Annotated in this window: 15 protein-coding genes; 10 read left to right on the top strand and 5 right to left on the bottom strand. The window is 72.2% G+C overall.

What is annotated here, in order from left to right; all coding sequences use genetic code 11:
* The first annotated feature begins 154 nt into the window (after positions 1 to 154).
* Positions 155 to 1,618 carry a xylulokinase gene (gene xylB, locus LXT12_RS03655; protein ID WP_233389535.1) on the top strand — a complete coding sequence of 488 codons (1,464 nt, stop codon included), beginning with the start codon at positions 155 to 157 and terminating at the stop codon, positions 1,616 to 1,618.
* Between the two features lie 83 nt (positions 1,619 to 1,701).
* Complete coding sequence (locus tag LXT12_RS03660; RefSeq protein WP_233389537.1) at positions 1,702 to 2,202, top strand: DUF7482 domain-containing protein; 501 nt, start codon at positions 1,702 to 1,704, stop codon at positions 2,200 to 2,202.
* A gap of 25 nt (positions 2,203 to 2,227) precedes the next feature.
* On the opposite strand, the gene LXT12_RS03665 is transcribed toward LXT12_RS03660, so the two are convergent.
* The 3 genes from LXT12_RS03665 to LXT12_RS03675 all read right to left on the bottom strand — a co-directional run bounded on the left by LXT12_RS03665 (position 2,228) and on the right by LXT12_RS03675 (position 7,909).
* Positions 2,228 to 3,637 (bottom strand): TonB family protein, encoded by a 1,410-nt coding sequence (locus tag LXT12_RS03665; RefSeq protein ID WP_233389539.1) that lies wholly within the window; start codon positions 3,635 to 3,637, stop codon positions 2,228 to 2,230.
* A gap of 96 nt (positions 3,638 to 3,733) precedes the next feature.
* Positions 3,734 to 3,946 carry a hypothetical protein gene (locus tag LXT12_RS03670; protein ID WP_233389541.1) on the bottom strand — a complete coding sequence of 71 codons (213 nt, stop codon included), beginning with the start codon at positions 3,944 to 3,946 and terminating at the stop codon, positions 3,734 to 3,736.
* A gap of 216 nt (positions 3,947 to 4,162) precedes the next feature.
* A complete protein-coding gene (locus LXT12_RS03675) occupies positions 4,163 to 7,909 on the bottom strand; it encodes a glycosyl hydrolase family 8 (RefSeq protein WP_233389543.1) in 3,747 nt (1,248 codons plus the stop codon).
* A 166-nt stretch (positions 7,910 to 8,075) separates the two neighbouring features.
* Between LXT12_RS03675 and LXT12_RS03680 the strand changes: the two genes are divergently transcribed.
* The 4 genes from LXT12_RS03680 to LXT12_RS03695 all read left to right on the top strand — a co-directional run bounded on the left by LXT12_RS03680 (position 8,076) and on the right by LXT12_RS03695 (position 13,419).
* Positions 8,076 to 9,686, top strand: coding sequence for a glycoside hydrolase family 43 protein (locus LXT12_RS03680; RefSeq protein WP_233389544.1), 1,611 nt, complete (start codon positions 8,076 to 8,078; stop codon positions 9,684 to 9,686).
* A gap of 11 nt (positions 9,687 to 9,697) precedes the next feature.
* The gene (gene araD, locus LXT12_RS03685) at positions 9,698 to 11,443 is read left to right on the top strand and encodes an L-arabinonate dehydratase (protein ID WP_233389545.1); all 1,746 of its coding nucleotides are present in this window, start codon (positions 9,698 to 9,700) and stop codon (positions 11,441 to 11,443) included.
* Positions 11,444 to 11,569: 126 nt separating this feature from the next.
* Positions 11,570 to 12,280: a ribonuclease activity regulator RraA gene (locus tag LXT12_RS03690; RefSeq protein ID WP_233389547.1), complete on the top strand. Its 711-nt coding sequence runs from the start codon at positions 11,570 to 11,572 to the stop codon at positions 12,278 to 12,280.
* A 2-nt stretch (positions 12,281 to 12,282) separates the two neighbouring features.
* The gene (locus LXT12_RS03695; protein ID WP_233389549.1) at positions 12,283 to 13,419 is read left to right on the top strand and encodes an ROK family transcriptional regulator; all 1,137 of its coding nucleotides are present in this window, start codon (positions 12,283 to 12,285) and stop codon (positions 13,417 to 13,419) included.
* Here the strand turns inward: LXT12_RS03695 and LXT12_RS03700 are convergent.
* Both LXT12_RS03700 and garD read right to left on the bottom strand, forming a co-directional pair.
* Positions 13,398 to 13,634, bottom strand: coding sequence for a tetratricopeptide repeat protein (locus LXT12_RS03700; protein WP_233389551.1), 237 nt, complete (start codon positions 13,632 to 13,634; stop codon positions 13,398 to 13,400). The two genes, LXT12_RS03695 and LXT12_RS03700, sit on opposite strands and share 22 nt — an antisense overlap.
* A gap of 13 nt (positions 13,635 to 13,647) precedes the next feature.
* Entirely contained in the window at positions 13,648 to 15,249 is a 1,602-nt protein-coding gene (gene garD / locus LXT12_RS03705; protein ID WP_233389553.1) for a galactarate dehydratase, read from the bottom strand.
* A 104-nt stretch (positions 15,250 to 15,353) separates the two neighbouring features.
* Between garD and LXT12_RS03710 the strand changes: the two genes are divergently transcribed.
* From LXT12_RS03710 to gudD, 4 genes are all read left to right on the top strand, one after another.
* Positions 15,354 to 16,082, top strand: coding sequence for a FadR/GntR family transcriptional regulator (locus tag LXT12_RS03710; protein ID WP_233389555.1), 729 nt, complete (start codon positions 15,354 to 15,356; stop codon positions 16,080 to 16,082).
* A gap of 124 nt (positions 16,083 to 16,206) precedes the next feature.
* Positions 16,207 to 17,118, top strand: coding sequence for a 5-dehydro-4-deoxyglucarate dehydratase (kdgD, locus tag LXT12_RS03715; protein ID WP_233389557.1), 912 nt, complete (start codon positions 16,207 to 16,209; stop codon positions 17,116 to 17,118).
* Positions 17,119 to 17,158: 40 nt separating this feature from the next.
* A complete protein-coding gene (locus LXT12_RS03720) occupies positions 17,159 to 18,133 on the top strand; it encodes a Bug family tripartite tricarboxylate transporter substrate binding protein (protein ID WP_233389558.1) in 975 nt (324 codons plus the stop codon).
* A gap of 158 nt (positions 18,134 to 18,291) precedes the next feature.
* Entirely contained in the window at positions 18,292 to 19,620 is a 1,329-nt protein-coding gene (gudD, locus tag LXT12_RS03725) for a glucarate dehydratase (protein WP_233389560.1), read from the top strand.
* Positions 19,621 to 19,755 lie beyond the last annotated feature (135 nt).

Consider the following 19,755-nt stretch of genomic DNA (forward strand, 5'->3'; position numbering starts at 1 on the left):
CGGCCCAGGAAACAAAGCCACAGAGGCACAGAGACACAGAGGCGCCACGTCGTCGCCCCTGTCCGAGCGTCTCTGTGCCTCCGTGTCTCTGTGGCTGTGTTGAAAGGAACGTGGGCAACCCGCACTGCCCCGACAAGCCCCCCGGAGATTTGAGATGTTCCTAGGCATCGACCTCGGCACCTCCGAGCTGAAGCTGCTGCTGCTCGACGAGCAGCACCGCATCGTCGCCACCACCGGTGTCGCCCTCACCGTGCAGCGCCCGCAGCCCTTGTGGAGCGAGCAGGACCCCGCCGCCTGGTGGGCCGCGCTCGACCAGGGCATGTCCCAGCTCAAGACGGCGCATGCCGCCGAGCTGGCCGCCGTGCGCGGCATCGGCCTGTCGGGCCAGATGCACGGCGCCGTCACGCTGGACGCGGCCGACCGCGTGCTGCGCCCGGCCATCCTGTGGAACGACGGCCGCAGCGGCGCGGAGTGCGCCGAGATGATGGCCGCCTGCCCCGAGCTGCCGGCCATCACCGGCAACCTCGCCATGCCGGGCTTCACCGCGCCCAAGCTGGCGTGGATGCGCCGCCACGAGCCCGAGCTGTTCGGTCGCGTGGCGAAGGTGCTGCTGCCCAAGGACTGGCTGCGCCTGCAGTTGAGCGGTTCGCACGTCGGCGAGATGAGCGACGCCGCCGGCACGCTGTGGCTGGACGTGGCGCGCCGCCGCTGGTCGCCCGAGGCCCTGGCCCTGACCGGCCTGGACGAAAGCCACATGCCCCGCCTCGTCGAGGGCAGCGAGCCAAGCGCCGGCCTGCGGCATGACCTCGCGGTGCGCTGGGGCCTGCACCCGGGCACCGTCATCGCCGGAGGCGGCGGGGACAACGCGGCCAGCGCCGTGGGCATGGGCGTCGTCAAGCCCGGCCAGGGCTTCCTGTCCCTGGGCACCTCGGGCGTCATCTTCCTGTGCAACGAGGCCTTCAGCCCCAACCCCGGGCGCGCCGTGCACGCCTTCTGCCACGCCCTGCCCGGCACCTGGCACCAGATGAGCGTCATGCTCAGCGCCGCCAGCGCGCTGCGCTGGGTCACCCAGACCCTGGGCGAGCCGGGCGAGGCGGCCCTGATCGACAAGGTGGCCGCGCTGACGCCTGCCCAGCGCGAGCGCGCCCCGCTCTTCCTGCCCTACCTCAGCGGCGAGCGCACGCCCCACAACAACGCCAACGCCCAGGGCGTGTTCTTCGGCCTCACGCACGAGCATGACGCTGCGGCTCTGGGTTATGCCGTGCTCGAAGGCGTGGGCTTCGGGCTGCTCGACGGCTGGCAGGCCCTGCAAGCCGGCGGCGGCGGCGCCGACTCGCTCTGGCTGGTGGGCGGCGGCGCGCGCAGCGCCTGGTGGGCCCGGCTGCTGGCCTCGATGCTCGGCACGCCCCTGGTCAACGGCGTCGGGGCGGAGGCCGGCGGCGCCCTCGGCGCGGCGCGGCTGGCCTGGCTGGCCTGCGGCGGCGCTCTCGACGAGGTCTGCCGCACGCCCGAGGTCGCCCGCGTCGCCGAACCCGACCCCGCCCTGGCCGCGGCGCTGCAACCCCGCCACGCCCGTTTCCAGCGCCTTTACGCCGCCCTGCGCAGCGAGTTCGGCTGAGCGGCCCGGCGGTTGAGCAATATGCCCTTGCCTCGGCGCGGCATGCCGCAAGAATCGCGGCTTTCACCGCCGAGGAAGCCGCGATGCCGAGGTCGAACCCCCACCGCCTGACCACCGCCCTCCTGCTGCTGGCCGCAGCCGCCACGGCCGACGCCGCGGAGATCACCCTGCCCGTGAAGGAAGCCTGGTTCGAGGGCCAGGTCGTCCACTACGTCAGCACCGACATCTCTGACGCCGCCATCGCGCGCAAGCAGGGCATCAACTACGTGCCGGCCCTGGCCGAGACCCTGCGCCCCGGCGCGCCGGTCGAACGCGCCTACAAGTTCCCGAACGAGGAGCAGGCGACCGTGCTGCCCTCCATTCCCCGGCCCGTCGGCGGCAGCAACGCCGACCCGACCTACAGCCCGCTGTGGGTGCTGGTGATGGTGCGCTGGAAGCCCGGCGTCGCGCCCCACACCCTCACCTCCGAAGAGGCCGTGCTGGCGGCCGAGGAAAAGGGCGAGGTGGAACTCACGCGCACGAAGATCGTCGCGAACTGGCCGGTCGTGCGGGCCGCCGGCGCGACGCTGCAGGGCGCGCGCTGAGCCGTCGTCCAATCCGCGTTCCCGCTCAGTAGAGGCGCACGGCCGTGTCGAAGTGCCAGCTGCGGCGGATCTCGACCACGTCGAAGTCCCGCAGCAGGGCCGGCGGGAAGGCCGGGTAGCGCTCCTGGGCCTGCACGAGGCGGCGGATGGCGTCGTCCACGGCCGGCACGCCGCTGGAGCGCACGAAGACGATGGATTCCACCGAGCCGTCGCTGCGCACGGCCACCGTGACGATGGCATCGGTCTGGGCCTGCCGGGCCGCCTCCTGCACCGTCTCGAACGCCGCGTTGAGCTGGATCTTGCGGGCCCATGCCTCGCCGTAGAGCACCAGTTCCTCGTTGGGGTCGCTGCGGCCGAAGAGACGGCCGCGCCGCGCCGGCGCCCAGTCGGGCCGGCGGCGCTCGGCGTCGCGGCGCGCGGCTTCCTCGTCGAGCTGGCGGCCGATGGCGCGCAGCCGGGCCTCGCGGGCATCCTCCTCGGCCTGGGCCGCCGCCCTCTTCGCCTCCTGACGGGCGGCCTCCTGCCGGGCCGCCTCCTGGCGCACCGCAGCCTGCCGCGCGGCCTCCTGGCGCTCGCCGGCCTGGCGTGCCGCCTCGAGCTGCCGAGCCCCCTGTATCGCCTCCAGCCGCGCCTGGTCGAGGCGGGCCAGTTCGGCACCCGGCCGCTCGGCGCTGGGACGCAGGCCTTCGGCCGCGCGGCGCAGCGGTTCCACGCCGGGACTGGACGCCGCGGACAAGGCGGCCACCGTGCTGGTGGGCAGGGTCCGCGCGTCGTCGAGGGCACCGTCGACGGCAGGGCGTCGCTCGTCACGGATGCGCAGCGAATCGGCGGCCCGCCGCAAGGGCTCGACCGTGGGGCCGGAGGCCGCCGACAGCGCGGCGACCGCGGCCGTCGGCAGGCGGGCGTCGACGGCCGGCGGCGCGGCCTGATCACGCAAGCGCAGGGCCTCACCGGCACCACGGAGGGTTTCGACCGCGGGGCTGGCGGCGCCGGACAGGGTGGCGACGGCCGCCCTCGGCACGGCCGACGCCGGGTCCACCGCCCAGGGCACGTCGGGGCGCGGCGTGGCGAGCAGGGCGCGGCCGGCATCCGGCAGCGGCGCCGGCTCTGAGGGCAGCTCGGCCGGGGCCAGCATCCGCACCGTGGTCGCTTGCTCGGGCGGCGATGCGGTGGCGGCTGCCTGCGGCTCGGCCGCAGCGGCGGGCGGCCCGGTCAACGCAGGCGGGGGCGCAGGTGCTTCCAGGGCCTGCAGGCGAACACGCAGTTCGGGCGCCTCGGCCCGACGCGTCTGCCAGGGCAGTTCCAGCCCCGGCAGGCCGAGGCCGGCCCCGAAGCTCAGGCTCAGCAGCAGCGCATGGACAAGCAGCGAACACAGCAGCGCCGCGTTCAGGCGGCGGCCGGGCATGCGGCCGGCGATGGCGGCAGCGAGCCTCAAGCCCGCACCATCGCCTGTTGCCCCGCTCGCCCGCACTCGCGCCTGCCGCTGCCCATGCGGCCTATTGTCTCCAGCCCGCCGGCCGCGCCGGCGGCCCTACTTGAAGAGATCCTTGCGCTGCATCTCGTAGATGCGGCCCTTCTGGGTGATGAAGATGACGTCGCCGTCGGCGGACGCGGCCGTGATGCTGAGCTTGAAGCCGCCCTTGCTGCGCGACTTCAGCAGCAGCAGCGCCGCCATGTCGGCGTCTTCCAGCACCAACGTGTTGACGATGCCGTTGCTGTCCTTGGATTTCACGGTCTTGCTCATGCGGCCTCCCTGGTTGGCCCGGCAACCTCACCAGTTGCCGTAACGGGCCACGATACCGCGCAGCAGCGCGTCGCGCTCGGCGCCGAGGTGGTTGCCGCTGGCGTCGCCTGCCGCATCAAGGAATCTGTCCACCGCGGAGAGCGTGGCTGCAATGGTGCGGAACGACGCACGATCACACACGGCGCGGCGCCTCCATGAGCAAGCGCCGGCCGCCCCTCACCAGGCCCTGAACCGCCCCGTCACGTGCAGCAGCGCCATGAACTGCAGCAGGCCGTCGTAGTAGCGCCACTGGCCGGCAGGCGGCTCCAGCGCCCAGAGGTCGTCGACGAAGCGGCGGGCCAGCGGCGGCTCGACGAGCAGGGCCGCGACGGCATTGCTGGCCATCAGGCCGGTCGATCGCTCGGTGTTCAGCGGCCGGCCGGCCACCGTGTAGAGATGCGGGTAGGGCTGGACGGGCTGGGCGGCGAAGAAGCCCAGCAGCCTGCGGCTCAGGGCCGCGGCGTCGGGGTTGCGGCCCCACCAGGCCTGGTCGATGCTCCAGTTCACCGCCGTGCGGAAGGCGTCGTAGCGGAAGTCCTCGTGGCCCTCGTGCGCGCGCGGGCGGCCGTCGAAGCCGGCGTAGTCGGGCGTGAGGCCGGTGGCGGGGTGGGCCGCGGCGGAGAAGTAGCCGCGGCTGATCGCGGCGATGTCGGCCCAGCGGGCGCGGTCCTCGGCCTGGCGGCCCTGCCAGCCGCGAGCCCGCCGCGCCCACAGTTCGTAGAAGGCCGGCAGGTGGTAGGAGGGGTCGGTGAAGCGGGCCGCGTCGCCGATGGGCACGAAGACGACCTGGCCGCGCTCGGGCGAGAACATGGAGCGCACGCCGTCGACGACGCCGCCGTTCATGTCCTCCTTGTGCAGCATCGTGTCGAGGATGGCGTTGGCCTGGCCTTCGTAGTCGTAAAGGCCGGTGCGGCTGCCCCAACGCGAGGCGGCCATCAGCAGGGCGGTCGCGAAGTACTCTTCGCCGTCGGACGCCGGCACGGCGTCCTGGTCGCAGCCGGCCGGCTGGCATTGCCAGCGGAAGTAGCCGGCCCGCGGCCCCGAGCGGTAGCGCATGTGGGTGGCGGCCCAGTTCCACAGCGCGTCGAACTCGGCCTGCCGGTCCATCTGCACGGCGATCATCATCCCGTAGGACATGCCTTCGCTGCGCACGTCGGCATTGCCCACGTCGAGGACGTAGGCGCTCGGGCCGTCGGGCGTCGGGGCGCCGGCGTAGACCACCCGGTGCGAGGCGTCGCCCTCGAAGAGCGAGCGCCAGTAGGTGGCCAGCTTGCGGTCGACGTCGGCCTCAGTCACTCCGGGGAGCAGCTCGCGCACGAGGTTGCGATGGCGGCCGGTCTCGGCCGCGCCGCGCGGCGCGGATGCCGGGGCCGGCTCGAGCACCAGGGCCTGCAGCACCAGGTTGTCGTCCAGCCGCCAGACGCGCACGACGTGGCGGCCCGGCGCGATGCCGCTGAAGGAGGTCGTCAGCACGGCGTCGTTGTCCTTGACCGCGCGGGCCCAGTCGCGCTCGCTGCGGCTGAGCTCGGGGCCCGGCGTCGGCTTCAGGTCCAGCTTCAGCTCCCGTGGCGGCTGCTCGTCCAGGGCCACGGCCACGCGGATGCCGCCGGCGTTGCGGGTGTCCAGCGTCGGTGCGAGGTGCAGCTGCAGCGCCACATCGCCGCCGCCCGGCAGCTCGACGTCGTAGTCCAGCCGCACGCCGTCGGCCACCGTCGTGGCGGACCGGCGCTGCGGCAGGGCCACCATCGCACCTTCGCCGGGGCCGAGGTGGGGAATGGCCGTCCACGCGAGGCCACGGCCAGGGATGGCCCGGGCGAAGCGGGTGGCCTCGATGCGCAGGCCGGCGGACGCAGGCACCGGCGACCGCCGCAGCTGGGCGAGCACCGAGGCTGCATCGGGGGCGGCTCCCGGCAGGCGCTGCACCGCCGGCATGAGGTCGCGCTCGGGCTGCTGCCAGCTCGTGTAGCCGATGTGGGTCTGCAGCATCATGCCGTTCCACTTGCCGCCGCGCAGGCCGTGGTACTGGGCGGCGATGGCGGCGTCGCGCCTGAAGGCGGCCTCGGCCGCGTCGGCAAAGGCATTGGCGCGCACGTCCCCTGCCGCGGCCAGCCGGCGGTTCCAGGCCACGGCCTCGTACAGCCGGTAGAGGTTGGCCAGCGCGAGCACCGGATGCTCGACGAGCTGGAAGAAGGCGTCGAGTTGCTCGGCCGGCAGCGCCGCCTTGACGGCGGCCACGCGCGCCTCCAGGGCCGCCCATTCGGCCACGCGGCGGCCGAAGTCGCCGCCGTCCAGCGCGCTGGCCGAGGCGGCGCCGAGGGTGAAGCTGTCGGGGTCGACGAGTTCGGGCTTGCGGCGCGCCGCGTACTGGCCGTAGCGCGTGAGGATGTCGCCGATCTCGGCGGCCAGCGCCGGGCCGAACTGGCGCGCCGCCCAGTCGCGCGGGTAGGCCGCCAGCGCCGCAGGCGTCATGCGCGACGGGGCCCAGGCCATGTCGAGGAAGAAGCTGAGCGGCAACTCCATCGGCTTGATGTCGCCGACGTTGGCGATCCACAGCGCATCGGCCCCGTGGGCACGGGCCAGGTCCATCTGCTGCCAGGTCTTCTCGATCTGGTTGGTGTTGAGCCACTTGTAGTTGCGCGGCGCGCCGACGTAGTCGAAGTGGTAGTAGATGCCGTAGCCGCCGGGCCGCCGCGCGCCGGGCGCGGGCAGGCGCCGCACCTGGCCCCAGTTGTCGTCGCAGAAGAGCAGCAACACGTCGTCGGGCACCTGCATGCCCTTGTCGAAGTAGTCCTGCACCTCCTTGTAGAGGGCCCACATCTGCGGCGTGCGCTCGGCGGGGCGGCCGGTCACGTCGGCAATGATGCGGCGCTGGTCGCGGACGATGCCTTCGAGCATGCCGATGGCCGTGCCCTCGCTCATGGGCTCGTCGCCATCGCCGCGCATGCCGAGGGTGACGAGGCTGTCGAAGGCCCCGCCGCCGGGCCGGCCCCTCATGCGCTGGATGCCGCCGCGCCAGAACTCCCGCAGCTGTCCGGCGTTCTTCGCATAGTCCCAGGCACCGCCTCCGAAGCGCCGCCACTCGTCATGCGCCCGCATCATGGGCTCGTGGTGGGAGGTGCCCATGACGACACCCATCTCGTCGGCCAGCACCATGGCCCTCGGGTCGTCGGCGGCGAAGGCGCGGGGCTGCCACATCGCCGGCCAGAGGTAGTTGCCGCGCAGGCGCAGCAGCAGTTCGAAGACGTGCCGGTAGAAGGCGGCATTGGTGCCGCCGAAGGTCTTGCGCGCCCAGCTGCCCAGGGCCGGGTCCTCGTCGTTGACGAAGAAGCCGCGGTACTTCACCTCAGGCCGGTCGGCGCGCGCGCCGGCGGTGACGAAGACGTCCGCGCGGCGCGGCACCGGCACGTCGGCCCACCAGTGCCAGGGGCTGACGCCGATGCGCTCGGACAGGTCGTAAGCCCCGAAGACCGCGCCGCGCCGGTCGGCGCCGACGATGACCAGGGCCCGGTCGACGCCTGGGAAGGGGTGCTCCACCACGGCCTGGCGGTAGGCCTCCCACCGGCCCTTCAGGTCCGCCGCCTGCAGCAGGCCGCGGGCGACCAGCCCGTCGATGGCCGCGCTGCGCCCCAGCTCGCCGATGACCACCAGCTCGCGCGGCGCGCCGGCCAGGGCCTGAAGGCGCGGGGCCGGCCTGCCGCCGACGCGTTCGAGGTCGGCCGCGAAGCCGTCGGCGGCATGGCGCAGCGCCGCATCGGCGCCAGGCTCGACCAGCACCGCCGCCGGCTGGCCGCCGCGCACGAGGCCGAAGCTGCCGCCCATGTCGCGGGCGCAGACCGAGGCGGGGGCTTCGCAGCCGGTCGGGGCGGCAGAAGCGATGGCCGAGACCAGTGCGAACGACAGGACGGCGAGCAGCTTGGATTTCATCGACAAGGCCGGCCGGCCGCATGGTTGCGCGATCAATCCAGTCTAGCGATGCCGCCTTCGCCGAGCCTCATGGTTTACGACAGGGCTCATCCTTCACTGAGGAAACCTCGGATCGCGGCACTTCTGGCAACTATGGTAGCGTTACCTACCCCCTCTCACGCCCGTCATGATCCGCAACCCCGTCCTGCCCGGATTCAACCCGGACCCCTCCATCTGCCGCGTCGGCGACGACGTCTACATCGCCACCTCCACCTTCGAGTGGTACCCGGGCGTGCAGATTCATCACTCCCGCGACCTCGTCAACTGGACGCTGGTGGCCCGGCCGCTGGCCCGCGCCAGCCAGCTGGACCTGCGCGGCAACCCCGACTCCTGCGGCGTCTGGGCGCCCTGCCTGTCGTGGTCGGACGACCTGTTCTGGCTGGTCTACACCGACGTGAAGCGCTTCGAGGGCAGCTTCAAGGATGCGCACAACTACATCGTCACGGCGCCGAGCATCGAAGGCCCGTGGAGCGAGCCGGCCTACGTCAACTCCTCGGGCTTCGATCCCTCCCTCTTCCACGACGACGACGGCCGCAAGTGGTTCCTCAACATGCTGTGGGACCACCGCGCGGCGTCGGGCCACGCCCACCCCGGCGCTACGGCCTTCGACGGCATCCTGCTGCAGGAGTGGGACCCCGAACGCCGCCGCCTCGTCGGCCCGGTCACCAAGATCTACCGCGGCACCTCGCTGGGCCTGGTCGAAGGGCCGCACCTCTTCAAGCGCGAGGGCTGGTACTACCTCATCACGGCCGAGGGGGGCACGGGCTACGAGCATGCCGTGACCCTGGCCCGTTCGCGCCAGCTGCAGGGGCCCTACGAGACGCACCCGAACCAGCACGTCCTCACCAGCGCGGGCGCGCCCGGGGCCCCGCTGCAGCGCGCCGGCCACGGGCAGGTCGTGACCCTGGCCGACGGCAGCGTCTACCTCGCCCACCTGTGCACCCGCCCCCTGCCCGGCCTGAGGCGCTCGCCCCTGGGCCGCGAGACGGCCCTGCAGCGCTGCGAGTGGCGCGAGGACGGCTGGCTCTATCTCGCCCACGGCGGCCAGGTGCCCGCGGTGGACGTGCCGGCGCCCTCGGCCGCCGAGCCGCTGCGCCGCGAAGCAGTGCGGCGCAACTTCGCCGGCGCCCGCGCCCTGCCGCCGGAGTTCCAGTGGCTGCGCACGCCCGAGCCCGAACGCCTTTTCGCGTTGACCGGCGAGGCCCTGCGACTGTTCGGCCGGGAGTCGGTGGGCAGTTGGTTCGAGCAGAGCCTCGTCGCCCGGCGCCAGGAGGACCATGCCTTCCACGCCGAGACCACGCTGCGCTTCTCGCCCGCGAGCTACCAGCAGGGCGCCGGCCTGACGCTCTACTACAACCGCCACAAGTTCCACGCCCTCGTGGTCACCTGGGACGACGCCCTGGGCCGCGTGCTGAGCCTGCTCTCCTGCCCCGGCGACTGGCCGGACGCGCCGCTGCACTTCCCCCTCGCCGAGCCGGTGCGCCTGCCCGCCGACGGGGCCGTGCAGCTGGCGGCCCGCGTCGACGGCGCCCGGCTGCAGTTCCAGGCCGACTGGGGCGAGGGCTGGCGCGACGTGGGGCCGGTGCTCGACGCCAGCGTCGTCTCCGACGAAGGCGGCCGGGGCGAGCATGCCTCCTTCACCGGCGCCTTCATCGGCATGCTGGCCTTCGACGCCAGCGGCGGGGCCTGCCCGGCCGACTTCGAGCGCTTCGACTACCTGCCGGGGCCCTCCCGCTGAGGAGCATGTCCATGCGCGACGGTGCATCGCCGGGCAAGGCGCCGCAGGACCTGCGCAGCGCGCGCTGGTTCGCCAAGGACGACTTCCGCAGCTTCGGCCACCGCAGCCGTGTGCTGCAGATGGGCTATGCGCCGCAGGACTTCATTGGCAAGCCGGTGATCGCCATCGTCAACACCTGGAGCGACGCCAACCAGTGCCACACCCACTTCAAGCAGCGGTCGGAGGACGTCAAGCGCGGCGTGCTGCAGGCCGGCGGCTGGCCGATGGAGCTGCCCGCCATCTCGCTGAGCGAGAGCCTGGTCAAGCCGACCTCCATGCTCTACCGCAACTTCCTGGCGATGGAAACCGAGGAGCTGCTGCGCAGCCATCCGGTGGACGGCGCCGTGCTGATGGGCGGCTGCGACAAGACCACCCCGGGCCTGCTGATGGGCGCGCTGAGCATGGGCCTGCCCTGCATCTACCTGCCCGCCGGCCCCATGCTGCGGGGCAACTGGCGTGGCCAGGTGCTGGGCTCGGGCAGCGACGCCTTCAAGTACTGGGACGAGCGCCGCGCCGGGCGCCTGTCGGCCCAGGCCTGGGCCGAGATGGAAGCCGGCATCGCCCGCAGCCACGGTACCTGCATGACCATGGGCACGGCGGCCACCATGATGGGCATCGCCGAGGCGCTGGGCTTCACGCTGCCCGGGGCCAGCAGCATCCCGGCGCCCGACGCCAACCACGTGCGCATGTCGGCCGAATGCGGCCGGCGCATCGTGCAGATGGTGTGGGACGACCTCACGCCCGCCAGACTGCTGAGCGCGGGCAGCTTCGCCAACGCCATCGCCGTGGCCATGGCCATGGGCTGCAGCACCAACGCCATCATCCACCTCGTCGCCATCAGCCGCCGCGCCGGGCTGCCGGTCACGCTGGACGACTTCGACGCGGCCAGCCGCCACGTGGGCGTCATCGCCAACATCCGGCCCAGCGGCGAGCGCTACCTGATGGAGGACTTCTTCTACGCCGGCGGCCTGCCGGCACTGATGAAGGTGATGGCCGCCAAGCTCGACCTCGGCGCGCTGACCGTCAACGGCCGCACCCTGGGCGAGAACATCGCCACGGCCGAGGTCTTCGACGACGACGTCATCCGCCCGCTGGACCGGGCCATCTACGCCGAAGGGGCGCTGGCCGTGCTGCGGGGCAACCTCGCGCCCGACGGCGTGGTCATCAAGCCCAGCGCCGTCGCCCCGCACCTGCTGCGCCACACCGGCCGGGCCCTGGTGTTCGACGACTATCCCTGCCTCAAGGCCGCGGTGGACGACCCCGGCCTCGACGTGACGGGCGACGACATCCTCGTGCTGCGCAACGCCGGCCCCAAGGGCGCCGGCATGCCGGAGTGGGGCATGCTGCCCATCCCGACCAAGCTGCTCAAGGCCGGCGTGACCGACATGCTGCGCCTGTCCGACGCCCGCATGAGCGGCACCAGCTACGGCGGCTGCCTGCTGCACTGCTCGCCCGAGGCCTTCATCGGCGGGCCGCTGGCCCTGGTGAAGACGGGCGACCTCATCACCGTGGACGTGCCGGCCCGACGCATCCACCTGGAGGTGGACGACGCCGAGCTGGCCGAACGCCGCGCTGCGTGGACACCGCCGCCGCCCCGCTACGAGCGCGGCTACGGCTGGATCTTCGGCCGCCACATCCTGCAGGCCCACGAGGGCTGCGACTTCGACTTCCTGGAGACCGGCTTCGGCGCATCGGTGCCCGAGCCCGTGATCTACTGAATACTGTCGACCGCCCATGCCCAAGAAACAAAGCCACAGAGACACAGAGGCACAGAGAGAACCGGACGCCTCCGTGTCTCTGTGCCTCTGTGGCTTTGTTCATTGGCGCTTTCGATTGAAGACGACATGAACCCGGACACCCGCAACAAACTCATGGGCGTGAGCACCGCCACGCTGTGCACCGCCCTCTTCAAGCGCGGGCTGCGCCACCAGTTCATCCAGGACGTGCGCCCCCTCAACCCGGGCCTGCCCAACATGGTGGGCCCGGCCTACACGCTGCGCTACATCCCGGCACGCGAGGACCTGAACGACATCGCGGTGTTCAAGGACCGGGCCCATCCCCAGCGCCGGGCGGTGGAGGAATGTCCGCCGGGCGCCGTGCTCATCATCGACAGCCGCAAGGACGCGCGCGCGGCGTCGGCCGGCGGCATCCTCGTCTCGCGGCTGATGGTGCGCGGCGTCGCCGGCGTGGTGACCGACGGCGGCCTGCGCGACAGCCCCGACATCGCCCGCATGGCCATCCCCGCCTACCACCAGCGCCCCAGCGCCCCGACCAACCTGACCCTGCACCAGGCCATCGCCATCGGCGAACCCATCGGTTGCGGTGACGCGCCGGTCTTCCCCGGCGACGTCGTCGTCGGCGACGCCGAGGGCGTGGTCGTCCTCCCCGCCGCCATGGCCGACGAGATCGCCAGCGAGGCGGTCGAGATGACCGTCTTCGAGGACTTCGTGCAGGAGCAGGTGCTGGCCGGCCGCAGCGTGCCGGGCCTGTATCCGCCCACCGATCCCGACGTCGCCGGGCTGTTCGCCGCGTGGCGCGCCGGCAAGGGTCGCTGAGCATGCTGGCCAGCATGGGAGGCGGCAGCCAGGCGCAGCTCAAACGCCGCAACCGCATGGCGCTGCTGCGCCAGCTGCGCGTGCAGCCAGGGCAGTCGCGCGTCGACCTCGCCGAGGCGCTGGGGTTGACCAAGTCCACCGTCAGCGCCCTGGCGCGCGAGCTCCTGGACGAGGGCTGGCTGGTCGAGCGCGAGGTCATCGCCACCGGTGACCTCGGCCGCCGCCCCACGCCGCTGTTCATCGATCCCACGCGGCTGCTGCTGCTGGGCGCGCAGGTGGGCATCGGCCACGTGCGTGTGGTGCTGACCTCGCTGACGGGCGAGGTCCTGGCCAGCCGCAACGCCGGCTACGACACCACGCAGCAGGTGAACGCCTGCATCCGCGTGCTGACCCGCACCCTGCTCGCCGTGGCGGCCCGGTGCGGCGAGGCGCAGCGCATCATCGGCATCGGCATGGGCCTGCCCGGCGGCGTGGACCAGGCCGGCGAACAGCTCGTCTTCGCCCCCCACCTCGACTGGCATCACCTGCCTTTCGGCGACCTCCTGCGCGCGGCGCTGCGCAGCACGCCGCTGGCCGGCGTGTCCATCTTCATGCAGAACGACGCCGACGTGGCCGCGCTCGGCGAGAGCGAGTTCACCCCCTCGCCCCTGGCCGACCCGCTGCTGCTGGTGCTCGTGGGTGAAGGCGTCGGCGCCGGCCTCGTCGTGGGCGGCCGGCTGCTGACCGGCGCGCGCGGCTTTGCCGGCGAGGTCGGCCACATGGTGCTGCAGATCGACGGCCCGCGCTGCTCGTGCGGGCGCCGCGGCTGCGCCGAGGCCCTGATCGGCGGACGCGCCCTGCTGCAGACCGGCGAGGCGCAGGACGCGCCGGCCGTGGCCCGGGCCGGCCACTACCTGGGCGTGCTGCTGCAGAACCTGGCCGCCGCCTACGACCCCGCCTGCATCGTGCTGGCCGGCCCTGCCACCGCCTTCGGCGAGGCGCTGCTGGCACCGGTTCGCGAGACGCTGCAGGACTACGCCCGCGCGGCCGGGCTGCCCGAGCCGGCCCTGCGCGTCTCGCGCTTCGATGCCGACGTCATCGCCGTCGGTGCCGCGGCACTGGCGGGTTATCGGCTGACTCAGCCGGCGCTGCCGGCCTGAGCCGGCGGCTCGGCCGGCAGGAAGCCCGCCTTCCTCACGCGTTCGTCGATGCCAGGCACGAGCTTGCGCGCCGCGTCGAGATCGCGCTCGGCGGCCTGGGCGTTGCCCTGGCGCCGGTAGGCCAGGCCGCGGCCGTAGAGCGACCAGGCCTGGTCGGCTTTAAGGGCCAGCGCCTCGTCGAAGGCCTTGACGGCCCGTGCAGGGCTGGAGAGCACCGGAGCTGACGCCTCAGGTCACCGGCGCGGGATTGAACAGCACCAGGCTGTTGTGCAGCCTCCAGCGCTCGGCCCAGGTCTTGCGGCGCCCGCTGGCCACGTCGAGCAGCAGGTGGAAGAGCTCCCAGCCGGTCTCTTCCACGGTGGCCTCGCCGTCGGCGATGCGGCCGGCGTTCACGTCCATCAGGTCGTGCCAGCGGCGGGCCAGGTCGCTGCGCGTGGCCACCTTGACGACCGGGCACTCGGCCAGGCCGTAGGGCGTGCCGCGGCCGGTGGTGAAGACGTGCAGGTTCATGCCCGCGGCCAGCTGCAGCGTGCCGCAGATGAAGTCGCTGGCCGGCGTGGCGGCGTAGACGAGGCCGCGCTGTCGGGCGCCCAGCTTCTCGCCCGGCGGCAGCACGTGCGAGATGGCCGAGCTGCCGCTCTTGACGATGGAGCCCATGGCCTTCTCGACGATGTTGGACAGGCCGCCGGCCTTGTTGCCCGGCGTGGTGTTGGCGGCGCGGTCGACGCGGCCTCGGTCCAGGTAGCGGTCGTACCAGGCCAGCTCGCGGACGATGGCCTCGGCCACCTCGGGCGTGGCGGCGCGGCCGGTGAGCTGCTCGACGGCGTCGCGCACCTCGGTGTTCTCGCTGAACATCACCGTCGCGCCGGCGCGCACCAGCAGGTCGGCCATGAAGCCCACCGCCGGGTTGGCGGTCACGCCGGAGAAGGCGTCGCTGCCGCCGCACTGCACGCCGACGACGAGTTCGCTGGCGGGCACGGTCTCGCGGCGGCGCGCGTCCAGGCGCTCCAGGTGCGGGCGGGCGCTGCGCACGATGTCGTCCAGCATCGACATGAAGCCGACGTGGGCCTCGTCCTGCAGGCAGATGGTCTCGGGGCCGTCGCCGGCTTCGCGCCCGTCGGCGATGGGGAAGGCGCCGGGCGGCAGCAGGCGGGCGGGCTGCAGCTTCTCGCAGCCCAGGCTCACCACCATCACCTCGCCGCCGAAGTTGGGGTTGAGCGAGATGTTCCTGAGCGTGCGGATGGGGATGACGGCATCCGGCGCGTCGATGGCCACGCCGCAGCCGTAGCTGTGCTCCAGGCCGACGACGTCGTCGACGTTGGGGTAGAGCGGCAGCAGCTCGGCCTTGATGCGCGCCACCGCCTGGGCGACGACGCCGGCCACGCACTGCACGGTGGTGGTGATGGCGAGGATGTTGCGCGTGCCGACCGAGCCGTCGGCGTTGCGGTAGCCCTCGAAGGTGTAGCCCGTGAGCGGCCCGGCGGCGGGCGGCTTCACGGTGGCCATCGGCAGGCCGTCGAGCGCGCGGGCCGCGGGCATGCGCAGCAGGCGCTCGTGCACCCAGCTGCCAGCGGGAATGGGCTTGAGCGCCTGGCCGATGGGCACGCCGTAGCGCAGCACGGCCTCGCCGTCGGCGATGTCGCGCAGCGCGACCTTGTGGCCCTGCGGCACCTTGTCGCGCAGCACGAGGCCGGCGCCGGGCACGCCCTCGGGCAGCCGCGTACCCTCGGGCAGGCCGCCATCGTTGGCGACGATGGCGACGTTGTCGCCGGGCTGCATGCGCAGGGTCAGCGGCGGGCGGGCGGGGTGGTCGGCGATTGAGGCGGGCATGGGGCGTTGCTACAGTGCAGGCATTGTTGTACGTCGTCTAGTTGTCGTACAACTCACCTCACTGTAGACCGCCCGACGCCATCTCAACTCCGGGAAAACCCGCGATGCACGCCCCAGTCGCCACCCGCCGCCGGCCCCGCACCCTCGCCCTCGAACTGGTCGAGTCCCTGGGCGAGCGCATTCGTGCCGGCCAGCTGCGGCCCGGCGAAAAGCTGCCCACCGAGGCGGCGATCATGGCGGCCTTCGACGTCAGCCGCACGGTCGTGCGCGAGGCCATCTCCAAGCTGCAGGCCGCCGGCCTCGTGGAGACGCGCCACGGCATCGGCACCTTCGTGCTGGGGCCGGGCGACGGGCCGGCCTTCAAGATCACGCCCGAGCAGTTCAGCACCCTGCAGGACGTCATCGCCGTGCTGGAACTGCGCATCGGGCTGGAGACCGAGGCCGCCGGCCTGGCCGCCCAGCGCCGCACCGAGGCCAACCTCGCCGCCCTGCGCCGCGCGCTGGACGCCGTCATCGCCGCCGTCGAGGCCGGGCAGGACTCGGTGGCGGCGGACTTCCAGTTCCACCTGGAGATCGCCCGGGCGACGCAGAACAGCCACTTCGCCGAGCTGATGGCCACGCTCGGGGCGCAGATCATCCCGCGCGCCCGGCTGGAGCCCGCGGCCGACCCCGGGGCTGAGCGCCTGGCCTACATGCGCCGGGTCAACGCCGAGCACGAAAGCATCTTCGACGCCATCGCCAGCCAGGATGCCGAGTCGGCGCGGGCGGCCATGCGCACCCACCTGAGCAACAGCCGCGAACGCCGCCGCAAGGCCCAGGCCCTGGCCACCTGACTGCCTGACTGCGGGTTTTCACCCATGCCTCTGCATTTGATCCTAGTTGTACGATGACCTACAACTTGACTCGGGTGGTGCACCGCCGCCCGGCACCCCGCCCCACCCCATACGGAGACCCGCCATGTCGCCCCAAGAACTCAAAGCCGTCCTGCAAGCGGGCCTGCTGTCCTTCCCGCTGACCGACTTCGATGCCGAGCTGAAGTTCGCGCCCAGGTCCTATGCCGAGCGGCTGGAATGGCTACAGCCCTACGGCGCCTCGGCCCTGTTCGCGGCGGGCGGCACGGGCGAGTTCTTCTCGCTGGAGCCCCAGGAGTACCGCGAGGTCATCCGCGTGGCGCTGGACACCTGCCGCGACCGCACGCCCATCCTCGCCGGCGCGGGCGGCGGCACCACCCTGGCCATCAAGTACGCCCAGGAGGCCGAGGCCCTGGGCGCGCAGGGCATCCTGCTGCTGCCGCACTATCTGACCGAAGCCAGCCAGGAGGGCCTGGTGGCTCACGTCGAGGCCGTGTGCAAGAGCGTCAGCTTCGGCGTCGTCGTCTACAACCGCGGCGCCTGCCGGCTCACGCCGCAGAGCCTGCAGGTGCTGGCCGACCGCTGCCCCAACCTCATCGGCTTCAAGGACGGCCTGGGCGACATCGAAAAGTTCGTCGCCATCCGCCAGACCCTGGGCGAGCGCTTCGCCTACTTGGGCGGCCTGCCCACGGCCGAGGTCTTCGCCGGCGCCTACAAGGCCATGGGCTGCCCGGTCTACTCCTCGGCCGTCTTCAACTTCATCCCGCGCACGGCCATGGAGTTCTACGAGGCCCACGCCGCCGGCGACACCGCCACGACGGACCGCCTCATCCGCGACTTCTTCCTGCCCTACATCGCCATCCGCAACCAGGGCGAGGGCTATGCCGTGTCCATCGTGAAGGCGGGCGCCACGCTGGTGGGGCACGGCGCCGGCCCGGTGCGCCCGCCGCTGTCGGACCTCAAGCCCGCCGAGGTGGACCAGCTCGGCGCCCTGATCGCCCGGCTCGGCCCGCAATAAGCCAATAAGCCCCTTCCCCCACAAGACCAGGAGACCCACGATGAAGCGACTGCTGACCTCCGCGTTGCTGGCCCTGGCCGCCGCCGTCGCGGCGACCGGCCCGGCCCTCGCCGAGACCTGGCCGGCCAAGCCGGTGACCCTGCTCGTGCCCTTCCCGCCCGGCGGATCCAGCGACTGGATCGCCCGGCTGCTCGGCACCAAGCTGCAGGAAAAGCTCGGCGGCAGCTTCGTCGTGGACAACCGCGGCGGCGCGGGCGGCACCATCGGCACGGCCGCCGTCAAGCGCGCCGCACCCGACGGCTACACGCTGCTCGTCACGTCGCTCGGCCCGCTGGTCATCGGCCCACACCTGCTGAAGAACATCGGCTACGACCCGACCCGCGACCTCGACTACATCAGCGTCGCCGTGCAGGCGCCCAACGTGCTGGTGGTGCCCGCCGCATCGCCGCTCAAGAGCATGGCCGACGTGCTCGCCCACGAGAAGGCCAAGCCCGGCCAGATGAGCTTCGCCTCGTCGGGCAACGGCTCCAGCGACCACATCACCGCCGAACTGTTCTGGCAGCAGACCGGCACCTCCGGCCTGCACATCCCCTACAAGGGCGGCGGCCCGGTGATGACCGACCTGCTGGGCAACCAGGTGGACGCCAGCTTCATGAACATCAATGCCGCCCTGCCGCAGGTCAAGGCCGGCAAGCTGCGCGCGCTGGCCATCACCTCGGCCAGGCGCTCGCCGGTGATGCCCGACGTGCCCACCACCGACGAGCTGGGCATCCCCGGCCTGCAGGTCTACTCCTGGCAGGCGGTGGCGGCGCCCAAGGGGCTGCCGGCAGACATCAAGGCCAGGCTGCACGCCGGCATCGTGGCCGCCCTCAACGCGCCGGACGTGAAACCCAAGCTGATCGAGCAGGGCTTCGAGATCGTCGCCAGCACGCCCGAGCAGTTCACCGCCTTCCAGGCCGCGGAGTTCGCGCGCTGGAAGAAGGTCATCACCGATCGCAAGATCACCGCGGACTGACGTGAAATCCAAACAAAGCCACAGAGGCACAGAGACACAGAGAGACCTTCATCCCGCTGCCTCTGTGTCTCTGTGCCTCTGTGGCTGTGTTTCATCGTTGCGATTGGCAACCCGACTCATGCGTCGTGGCTGGCGCGAACGCTGAATGGCGCACTGAAATGAATTCCACCCCGGTCATCCATCAATTGCGCGTCGTGCCCGTCGCCGGGCGCGACAGCATGCTGCTCAACCTCAGCGGCGCGCATGCGCCCTTCTTCACGCGCAACCTGCTCATCCTCACCGACAGCGCCGGCCGCACCGGCGTGGGCGAGGTGCCCGGCGGCGAGAAGATCCGCCAGACGCTGGAGGACGCGCGCGCCCTCGTCGTCGGCCAGCCCGTCGGTTCCCACCAAGGCCTGCTGCGGACCGTGCAGCAGGCCTTCGCAGACCGCGACGCCGGCGGCCGCGGCCTGCAGACCTTCGACCTGCGCACCACCATCCACGCCGTCACGGCCATCGAGTCGGCGATGCTGGACCTGCTGGGCCAGCACCTCGGCCTGCCGGTCGCGGCCCTGCTGGGCGAAGGCCAGCAGCGCGAGTCGGTCGAGATGCTGGGCTACCTCTTCTACGTGGGCGACAGGTCGAGAACCGACCTGCCCTACGCCAGCGATCCCGACGCCGACGACGCCTGGCTGCGCCTGCGCCACGAGGCGGCCCTGACGCCCCAGGCCATCGTCAGGCTGGCCGAGGCGGCCCGCGAGCGCTACGGCTTCAACGACTTCAAGCTCAAGGGCGGGGTGCTGCGCGGCGAGGACGAGGTCGAGGCCGTGCGGGCCCTGCACGAGCGCTTCCCCGAGGCCCGCGTGACCCTGGACCCCAACGGCGGCTGGCTGCTGAAGGACGCCATCCGCCTGATGCGCGACATGCGCGGCGTGCTGGCCTATGCCGAGGACCCCTGCGGCGCCGAGGACGGCTTCTCGGGCCGCGAGGTGATGGCCGAGTTCCGCCGCGCCACCGGCCTGTCCACGGCCACCAACATGGTCGCCACCGACTGGCGCCAGCTCACGCACGCCCTGTCGCTGCAGAGCGTGGACATCCCGCTGGCCGACCCGCATTTCTGGACCATGGCCGGCAGCGTGCGCGTGGCCCAGACCTGCCGCGACTGGGGCCTGACCTGGGGCTCGCACTCCAACAACCATTTCGACGTGTCGCTGGCCATGTTCACCCACGTCGGCGCCGCCGCGCCGGGCCGGGTCACGGCGATCGACACCCACTGGATCTGGCAGGATGGCCAGCACCTGACGAAGGAGCCGCTGAAGATCGTCGGCGGCCATGTGCAGGTGCCGAAGAAGCCCGGCCTGGGCGTAGAGCTGGACATGGCCGCGGTCGAGAAGGCGCATCAGCTCTACAAGCAGCATGGCCTTGGCGCCCGCGACGACGCCGTTGCGATGCAATATTTGATTCCCGGCTGGACCTTCAATCCCAAGCGGCCCGCGCTGGATCGCTGATCCACCTCACCCACGTGCATCGCCCCCAAAACACAGCCACAGAGACACAGAGGCACAGAGACGGCGGGATCGTGCCCGCAACCGAGCTTCTCTGTGTCTCTGTGCCTCTGTGGCTGTGTTCCTCGACGCACTGAC

This window comes from Pelomonas caseinilytica, from assembly GCF_021353235.1.
Lineage (GTDB): Bacteria > Pseudomonadota > Gammaproteobacteria > Burkholderiales > Burkholderiaceae_C > Pelomonas > Pelomonas caseinilytica.